The organism is Paramuribaculum intestinale (genome assembly GCF_003024925.1).
GTDB lineage: Bacteria > Bacteroidota > Bacteroidia > Bacteroidales > Muribaculaceae > Paramuribaculum > Paramuribaculum intestinale.
Window position 1 is genome coordinate 1 of record NZ_PUED01000116.1, and the last position, 8,420, is coordinate 8,420.

General features: G+C 55.5%; 8 protein-coding genes. 6 read left to right on the forward strand and 2 right to left on the reverse strand.

What is annotated here, in order from left to right; all coding sequences use genetic code 11:
- The first annotated feature begins 70 nt into the window (after nucleotides 1-70).
- The 6 genes from C5O24_RS08990 to C5O24_RS09015 all read left to right on the forward strand — a co-directional run bounded on the left by C5O24_RS08990 (nucleotide 71) and on the right by C5O24_RS09015 (nucleotide 7,126).
- Complete coding sequence (locus C5O24_RS08990) at nucleotides 71-763, forward strand: S8 family peptidase (protein ID WP_107681725.1); 693 nt, start codon at nucleotides 71-73, stop codon at nucleotides 761-763.
- A gap of 86 nt (nucleotides 764-849) precedes the next feature.
- A complete protein-coding gene (locus C5O24_RS08995) occupies nucleotides 850-1,311 on the forward strand; it encodes a DUF4494 domain-containing protein (protein WP_161953381.1) in 462 nt (153 codons plus the stop codon).
- 5 nt (nucleotides 1,312-1,316) lie between these two features.
- Entirely contained in the window at nucleotides 1,317-1,976 is a 660-nt protein-coding gene (locus tag C5O24_RS09000; protein ID WP_107035181.1) for a YggS family pyridoxal phosphate-dependent enzyme, read from the forward strand.
- A gap of 204 nt (nucleotides 1,977-2,180) precedes the next feature.
- Nucleotides 2,181-3,521 carry an MFS transporter gene (locus tag C5O24_RS09005; RefSeq protein ID WP_107035121.1) on the forward strand — a complete coding sequence of 447 codons (1,341 nt, stop codon included), beginning with the start codon at nucleotides 2,181-2,183 and terminating at the stop codon, nucleotides 3,519-3,521.
- Nucleotides 3,522-3,772: 251 nt separating this feature from the next.
- Entirely contained in the window at nucleotides 3,773-5,803 is a 2,031-nt protein-coding gene (locus tag C5O24_RS09010; protein WP_107681726.1) for a transketolase family protein, read from the forward strand.
- Between the two features lie 150 nt (nucleotides 5,804-5,953).
- Nucleotides 5,954-7,126 (forward strand): OmpA family protein, encoded by a 1,173-nt coding sequence (locus C5O24_RS09015; protein ID WP_107035119.1) that lies wholly within the window; start codon nucleotides 5,954-5,956, stop codon nucleotides 7,124-7,126.
- Between the two features lie 117 nt (nucleotides 7,127-7,243).
- Here the strand turns inward: C5O24_RS09015 and C5O24_RS09020 are convergent, their stop codons facing one another.
- Nucleotides 7,244-7,765, reverse strand: coding sequence for a low molecular weight protein-tyrosine-phosphatase (locus C5O24_RS09020; RefSeq protein ID WP_107035118.1), 522 nt, complete (start codon nucleotides 7,763-7,765; stop codon nucleotides 7,244-7,246).
- Nucleotides 7,762-8,420 (reverse strand): glycosyltransferase family protein (locus C5O24_RS09025; RefSeq protein WP_500690280.1); only part of this gene is annotated, 659 nt, incomplete at its 5' end. The genes C5O24_RS09025 and C5O24_RS09020, both read right to left, overlap by 4 nt.

The window sequence follows — 8,420 nt, forward strand, 5'->3', positions numbered from 1 at the left end:
TGTGTGCTATTATGTTTGTTATTGATTTTTTTTTTTTAAATGCTACGGGGCCAACCGAGATCTACACTCGTTGGTTGGTGGGCTGAGTGGGAGGTGTATAAGGGCAGGCGGAACGACATTTTCAGGGAAAAAACTTCCGGAACTGTGTGCTCCGGGCATGACGGTAATCTCAAGCGTCAGCACGCCGTGGGTCAAGGCTACAGGGCCGTCGTCAGGCGATCTGTCGGCTAAAGTTGACCGCAGTGGTCTCAGCGGTGCGATGAAGGCGTCGCGTACTGACTACTGGGGACAGATGCAGGGCACTTCAATGGCTACTCCATACGTGAGCGGCGTGGTGGCCCTGTTGCTTGAGCAGGATCCTACTCTCACTGTCGACAGAGTGCGTGATCTTCTGGTCAGCACGGCTCAGGCGATGCCGGCCGACACCGAACCGGTGGCTTTGAAGTGGGGCGCAGGCCGGCTTGATGCCGAGAACGCCATGCGCAAGCTGCTCGGGATGCCGTCGTCGATCGGTGATGTGACGGCCGATACCGAAAGACGGTTCTCAATGGAGCAGTCCGACGGATGTATAGTGGCCGGAATAGCCGGAGAGGCCGGTCTGAGAGCAACACTGACGTCGATAGCGGGTCAGTCGGCCGGTACGGCCAAGGGCAGCGGCGGCACGGTGACGATCGCTACATCGGGCATGGCTCCGGGTGTATATGTGCTGACGGTCGAAGGCAATTCGGGCGCGATGATCAGCCGTAAGGTGGTAGTGAGATGATGTTTTTTTAGGAATTTTTAATTGTAAATGGTGGCTTGTGATTGCTAACTTTGCAGACCGCAAAACGATAAACAATAAAACGTAATATTGAAATGGCAAACTGGTTTGAATGCAAAGTGAGATATGACAAGATGATGGAAAACGGTGTGGTCAAGAAGGTGACCGAGCCTTATCTGGTGGACGCCCTTTCGTTCACCGAGGCTGAAAGCCGCATCATTGAGGAGCAGACTCCGTTCATCTCCGGCGACTTCTCGGTGAGTGCCGTCAAGCGCACCAAGATCTCGGAAATATTCTGGGATGATTCGGCCGACAAATGGTATCTTGTGAAGGTGGCTTTTGTGACCATCGACGAAAAGACCGCTGTCGAGAAGAAGACTTCGACGCTCATCCTCACTGCCGGCAATGATCTGAAAGGCGCATACGACAATTTTATGGCCGGCATGGAGGGGACTATGGCCGATTTCGAGATACAGTCGATAGCCGAGACTCCCTTGATGGATGTCTACAAGGCCAAGCTCGGAACCATTCCCGCTGCAAAGGAGGAATGACAATGATGTCGGATATAGCCTCCCGAATTCAGGAAATAAAGTCGGCTCTGCCCCAAGGGGTGGAGCTGACTGCCGTAAGCAAGTTTCATCCGTCAGAGGCCGTTATGGAGGCTTATGCCGCCGGTCAGCGGGTGTTTGGCGAAAGCCGGGCGCAGGAGCTGCAGGAGAAGGCAGCGGCTCTGCCGACCGACATAGAGTGGCATTTCATAGGTCATCTGCAGACCAACAAGGTGAAGCAGGTGGTGGCAGTGGCCGATATGATACAGAGCATTGATTCGCTGCGTCTGCTCAGGGCTGTCAGCGATGCCGCTGTGAAGGCCGGACGTCGTGTGGACGTATTGCTGCAGGTGCATGTGGCGCGTGAGGAAACCAAGACCGGATTTCTGCCTGATGAGATGGAGCAGGCCGCCCGCGAGGCGCTGACGATGCCGGGGGTGAGGCTCCGTGGCGTGATGGGGATGGCGTCGAATACCGACGATGAAACGAGGGTGAGGGCCGATTTCAAGGCTATAAGAGGGAGTTTCGACGCCCTGCGGCATGGAGCGGCCTCCGGGCAGCCGCAGTTTGATACCGTCAGCATGGGCATGAGTCATGACCGTGCGTTGGCTATCGAGGAAGGCAGCACGATGGTGAGAATCGGCAGTGATATTTTCGGCGAGCGCTGAGGCAAAAAAATGCGATGGAATAGGGGCTGAAAACAAAAAAATGGTTAACTTTGACAAGTTTTTGCTTCAGATGCCATGAAAACCGTCACGGTAGGCCGGTTGCATGCCCCTCGGCTTCGGACAAAAACCGTCGGGATGCATGATCGCCGATGATACAACAATCAATGTGATTTACTTATCAAACAAATCAATACCACATCAATTATGAGCAACGAGAAAAAACAATGGGGTGCCATCATCGTGATGATAGCCCTGTTTGCTATGATTGCCTTCGTGACCAATCTGTGTTCGCCGATGGCTGTCATTGTGAAAAATCAGTTTGGTGCCAGCAATCTCCAGGCACAGATCGGTAACTACGGCAACTTTATCGCTTACCTGCTGATGGGTATTCCCGCCGGCATGCTTCTGAAAAAAGTGGGCTATAAGCGCACGGCCCTCATAGCCCTGATAGTCGGCATAGTCGGTATCTTCGTGCAGTGGATGAGCGGCTGGGAAAGCATGCGTGGCGCAGCTTTTGCCGTTTATCTTGTCGGCGCCTTCATCGGCGGCCTTTGCATGTGTATGCTCAATACGGTTGTCAACCCGATGCTTAACATCCTCGGTGGCGGCGGTAACAGAGGCAACCAGCTGATACAGATCGGCGGCGTGTTCAACAGTGCGGCAGCTGTTGCAGTCTATATAATCATGGGCGCTCTTATTGCCGATGCCACCAAGGCTACCGTGAGCGATGCCACTCCGGCGCTCTTCATTGCCGGCGGCATATTCATCATTGCTTTCGTGGTGATACTGTTCACCAAGATCGACGAGCCCGAGCAGGCCGACCTCAAGAAGATCGAGGAGAAAGAGCATGCAAAGAAGCTCGCTCCGGGACAGAAGGACAAGTACAGTGCTTTCTCTTTCCGCCACTTCAAGCTCGGTATTCTCGCGATATTCCTTTATATGGGAATCGAAGTTGGTGTGCCGACCTATATTCTCCAGTATCTTACCGCCGCACAGGATGCCGTGACTCCCGGTCTGGGGATGGACGCCGGCATAGTGGGTCTGATCGTGGCTGTTTACTGGCTGATGATGCTTGTCGGACGCTTCGTCGGAGGCGCCATCGGCTCGAAAGTGTCCTCGAAGCAGATGATCACAGTGGCATCTACCGCAGCGATTGTGCTGATACTGTTCGGTATGTTCGCTCCTCAGACCTGGCTCGTGAATATCCCCGGTGTAGACTGGGCGAAGCTTGAGATGATCTGGGCCGAAGTGCCGGTGGGTATCTTCGCCTTCATTCTCGTGGGTCTTTGCACATCGGTCATGTGGGGAGGTATCTTCAACATGGCTGTGGAGGGTCTGGGCAAATACACTGCTATTGCTTCAGGCGCATTCATGACCATGGTGTTCGGTTGTGCGGTAATGGTGGCTATTCAGGCCTGGGTGGCAGACTTCTCCTGCAACTACCTGATCAGCTACTTCGTTCCGCTGGGCTGTGCGGTGTATATCCTCTACTACGCGCTGATAGGTTCGAAGAATGTAAATACGGATATTCCGGTAGCCGACTGATACAGCGGCCGTCCTGATCCGGCTGCTATGATATAGATGATCCCGGACACTGCGACATCACGCAGAGTCCGGGATCGTTATATGCGGCGGTATGAGTTTAGGGGTGTGTTCGGGCGGTGATGTCGGACGGTGATGTCGGACGGGATTATCCCTGGAAATAACGTGTGGTGAGTTTTTGACAATTATTTGCAATTGTGAGTGCATTTGAGTAACTTTGTGGCTCAAAACCGAACATACCGATATCAAAAGATATGGACAGAAAGACAATGGACGCGGCCGCCAACAATATCAGGGTGCTTGCCGCAGCGATGGTCGAAAAGGCCAAATCGGGACATCCCGGCGGATCGATGGGTGGAGCCGACTTCGTCAACGTGCTCTACTCGCAGTTTCTGGTGACAGATCCCGATGATCCGACATGGATAGCCCGTGACCGGTTCTTTCTTGATCCGGGACACCAGTCGCCGATGCTTTACGGCGTCCTGGCTCTGACAGGCAACTACACTATGGAGGAGCTGCAGCAGTTCCGCCAGTGGGGCAGCGTGACTCCCGGACATCCCGAGGTCAATCCTCAGAGAGGCGTTGAGAATACTTCGGGTCCGCTTGGCCAAGGTCACACGATGGCAGTCGGCGCGGCTATCGCCGAACGTTTCCTCGCGACCCGCTTCGGCGACTGGATGCAGCACAAGACATACGCATTCATATCCGACGGCGGTATTCAGGAGGAGATCTCCCAGGGTGCGGGACGCATAGCCGGATATCTGGGTCTGAGTAACCTGATAATGTTCTATGACAGCAACAAAGTTCAGCTTTCGACCGATGTTGACGCTGTCGATAATGAGGATTATGCAGCGAAGTACCGCGCATGGCACTGGCATGTGATAGAGTGTGACGGCACTGATCCTGAAGCTCTCGCCGGTGCATTGCGTAAGGCTCATGCCGAGCGTCACAAGCCGACTCTCATAATCGGCCATACGGTGATGGGCCGCGGTTGTGTGACAGCCGACGGCTCGAATTTCGAAGGCCAGTGTTCGACTCACGGCCAGCCGTTGAGCAAGAGTGGCGCCGATGTCGACAAGACTATAGAGAATCTTGGCGGAGATCCGAAGAATCCTTGGGTGATCCGCGAGGAGGTGAAGGCTCTTTATGAGGCACGCCGCAGCGAGTTGCGTGCGATCGTGGCACGCCGCCGCGAGGAAGAGAAGGCCTGGGCTGCCGCCAATCCTGAAAAGGCGCGTCAGCTGGCCGATTTCATCGATGGTCTTCTTCCGCAGATCGACTACCGTTCGATCGTTCACAAGGCCAATGTGGCCACACGCACGGCTTCGGCCGACGTGCTGACCGAGCTTGGCAAGAAAGTGAAGAACATGATAGTGTCGAGCGCAGACCTGGCCAATTCCGACAAGACCGAAGCTTTCCTCAAGCAGACAGGTGCTTTTGCTCCCGGTGATTTCAGCGGGGCGTTCCTGCACGCAGGCGTAGCGGAGCTGACAATGGCTTCGATCATGAACGGCATTGCCCTTCATGGCGGCATGATCGCTGCATGCGGCACATTCTTTGTGTTCTCCGACTATATGAAGCCGGCTGTCAGACTGGCGGCTCTTATGGAGCTTCCGGTGAAGTATGTGTGGACTCACGATGCTTTCCGCGTCGGCGAAGATGGTCCCACCCATGAGCCTGTGGAACATGAGGCTCAGATGAGGCTGCTCGAGGAGCTTCACAATCTCAATGGCCGCCGTTCTCTGCTTGTGCTCCGTCCGGCTGACAGCGCCGAGGCGACAATAGCCTGGGAAATGGCTATGGAGAACAAACATACGCCGACCGCTCTCATACTCACGCGTCAGGATGTGCCTGATCTGAAGCCGGTTGGTGCTGACCGCTACGAGGAGGCTCTTCAGATGAAGAAGGGCGGATATGTGGTGCGTAAAGCTGCAAATCCCGATGTCACTCTGGTGGGTAACGGCTCGGAAGTGTCGCTGCTGTGTGATGTCGCCGTGCTGCTTGAGGCCGAGGGTGTCAGAGCGCAGGTGGTGTCGGTTCCGTCGATCGGTCTGTTCCTTGACCAGCCGGCTGACTATCGTCAGAGCTGTATTCCGGAGGGTGTGGCTGTGTTCGGACTGACTGCGGGTCTGCCTTCGACTCTGCGTGAAGTCGTGGGTGTAGGCGGACAGGTGTTTGGTCTTGACCGCTTCGGTGCATCGGCTCCCTACAAGGTGCTCGACGAGAAGTTTGGCTTCACGCCTGAGGCCGTGCTGGAGCGCGTAAAGAATTTTATCGGTCGTTGACCGAGGTTGTATGGAAGCTAATTCGTGAAATATAAGATCAGTGGTTATATTTATATCACAAAATGAGTGCAAAGGTTAATAATTCAAGAAATTTTAGTTAACTTTGCACTTCAAATTACACGTTTCATTTTTATAAACATCACAAAAGCTATGTTCAAAAGAAGTATTCTTGGCCTTGCTTGCGCCATGCTTTTCGGTGCATCGGCCTTTGCGCAGGAAGCACCTCAGACGGTGCAGGACCCTTCGCAGGGTTACCTGTTCAATCGCTTCTCTAACAATTGGTTCGTAACCGGTGAAGGTGGCGTAGGTGTAATGTTCTCGAAGTTTGACTCTGAAGAGGGTCTTGGCAAGAGAATTGCTCCCGCTGCGTCGATCTACGTCGGCAAGTGGTTCTCGCCCATCATCGGTCTTCGTCTGGGTGGCAACTACATACAGATGAAGGGCCTTTCAGAGGTTCCTGTTTGGCACGACGTTCGTTATGACAACCAGTACTGGAAGCAGAAATTCAACGAGTTCGGTGTAGTAGGTGACGTAATGGTCAACCTCACCAACTGGTGGTGTGGCTATCGCCCCGACCGCATCTACAACTCGACCGTTTATTTCGGTGGTGGCGCTTACTGGACCACTGCTTATCTCGGCGGCGAGTGGAAAAACGCTCACAACTTCAACACCTCGCTCCGCGCAGGCTGGATCAACTCGTTCAACGTATCGAAGGCTGTACAGCTCTTCCTCGACGTTCGTTTCAGCACTTTCGACGGCCCGCAGGAGACTGTGAAGTTTGAGAAGAAGACAGTAGGTGACCTGCAGGCTTATGTAGGTGTTACCTACAACTTCAACAAGCGCACCTGGGACGCTCCCGTTGTTCCGGTTTGCCCCGAAGTTCCCGACTGCAGCGCCATCGAGGCTCGTCTGCAGGCTGCCAACGCCCGCATCGCCGACCTCGAGCGTCAGCTCCAGGACTGCCTGAACCGTCCGGTAGAGAAGGCTGAGTGCCCCGCTATGCCTCTGACCACCATCTACTATCCTATCGGCAAGTCGAGCCTTTCGACCCGTGAGGTGAACGTGCTCCGCGCTGTTGCTTCTGTAATGAAGGAGAGCGGCAAGACTTACACTCTCACCGGCTGGGCCGACAACTACACCGGCACCGACGCTATCAACACCCGTCTGCGTCACGCCCGTGTAAACGGCGTTCAGCGTCAGCTCGTTCGCTTCGGTGTGGCTGAGAGCCAGCTCAACGCTACTGTCGACAACGGCAACCTCACCGACCTCGGTGAAAAGGCTGTGCAGCTCGACCGCGCAGTGACCATCGTTGAGAACAAGTAATCCATCCAGTCAAGGATAAAACGAGCGGCGTGCCCCACGGGGCGCGCCGCTTTGTCGTTGTATGTATCCGTGGGGAGATCGGACGGCGATGTGGCGGTGTGTTGGTGTGTGGCCGATTCAGTCGCGGGCGGCTACGATTGTGTCGAGAAGATTGAGAGTGGCGTCGTCGAGGAGATCGAGCACGAGCTCGAAACCTTCCGCTCCCTCGTAGTAGGGGTCGGGTACATGATCGTAGCGGGTGGCGAGGCTGAAAAAGGCCGACATGGGGATTACCTTGGCCATCGCTTCGGGTGAGGGCGCCATGCGCCGTAGATTGGCTATATTCGAGGCATCCATGCCGATGATTATGTCGAAGTCGGTAAAATCTGACTCGCAGACCTGACGGCAACGGTGGTCAAGCGACAGACCTCTTCGGCGGGCGTGGGCGCGCATCCGTGAGTCAGGCAGCGATCCGATGTGGTAGCCTCCTGTGCCGGCCGAGTCGATCAGAAACGATTCGGACATGTGGCGGCTGTCGACAAGAGCCTGCATCATGCCGTGTGCGGCAGGTGATCTGCAGATATTGCCGAGGCAGACAAAAAGTATGCGGACGGGGCGTTGGGCTGGTATCGGAGGGAGTTGCGTGGATGGAATGTTCATATGGATGTTGTCGTTTGATGTTTCTGAAGGGTGACAAGGTCGTCGATTATTTCGGCGGCGGCAGTCGACGCGGCCCGACTCGTTCCGAGCCGTCGGCGGATTTCCGTGTAGCCGTCGAGTTGTCGGCGTCGTCCGGGCGCACCTGAGAGTATGTCGGTGAGCCGGTCGTTGACTTCGGTCACGTTGCAGTGATGGAGGAGCATCTCCGGGATCACCGGTGCGTCGGCTATGAGGTTGGGGAGGGATACGTAGCGAGTGTGTATCAGTCGCTTCATGATCGCATAGGAGAGTCGCGATCCGTTGGCGCGATAGCATACAACCTGTGGCGTCGCGGCGAGTGCGCATTCGAGCGTGGCTGTGCCGGAGGTTACGAGTGCGGCTTCTGCTGCCGCCATGAGCCGGAATGACAGGTTGTCGATGACCGGGAACGAGGTGAACTGTGTGTAGAACGCAGGGTCTATTCCGGGTGCTCCGGCCACGACGGGCTGTAGGCCGGGATGAAGCGACGCTACCGCCTGCATGACGGGAAGATTGTTGCGGATCTCGCCTTTCCGGCTTCCGGGAACGAGCGCAAGCAGCGGCAGATCGGAAGTCACTCCGGCTGCACGTCGTATTTCGTCGGGGGTGGGGCGGCTGATGAGTCGTGCGTCGATCT

Excerpts from the sequence above, each read along its gene's own strand:
- C5O24_RS09020 (WP_107035118.1), bottom strand. The coding sequence starts at position 7,765 with ATGAACATTCCATCCACGCAACTCCCTCCGATACCAGCCCAACGCCCC.
- C5O24_RS09010 (WP_107681726.1), top strand. The coding sequence starts at position 3,773 with ATGGACAGAAAGACAATGGACGCGGCCGCCAACAATATCAGGGTGCTT.
- C5O24_RS09015 (WP_107035119.1), top strand. The coding sequence starts at position 5,954 with ATGTTCAAAAGAAGTATTCTTGGCCTTGCTTGCGCCATGCTTTTCGGT.
- C5O24_RS09000 (WP_107035181.1), top strand. The coding sequence starts at position 1,317 with ATGTCGGATATAGCCTCCCGAATTCAGGAAATAAAGTCGGCTCTGCCC.
- C5O24_RS09005 (WP_107035121.1), top strand. The coding sequence starts at position 2,181 with ATGAGCAACGAGAAAAAACAATGGGGTGCCATCATCGTGATGATAGCC.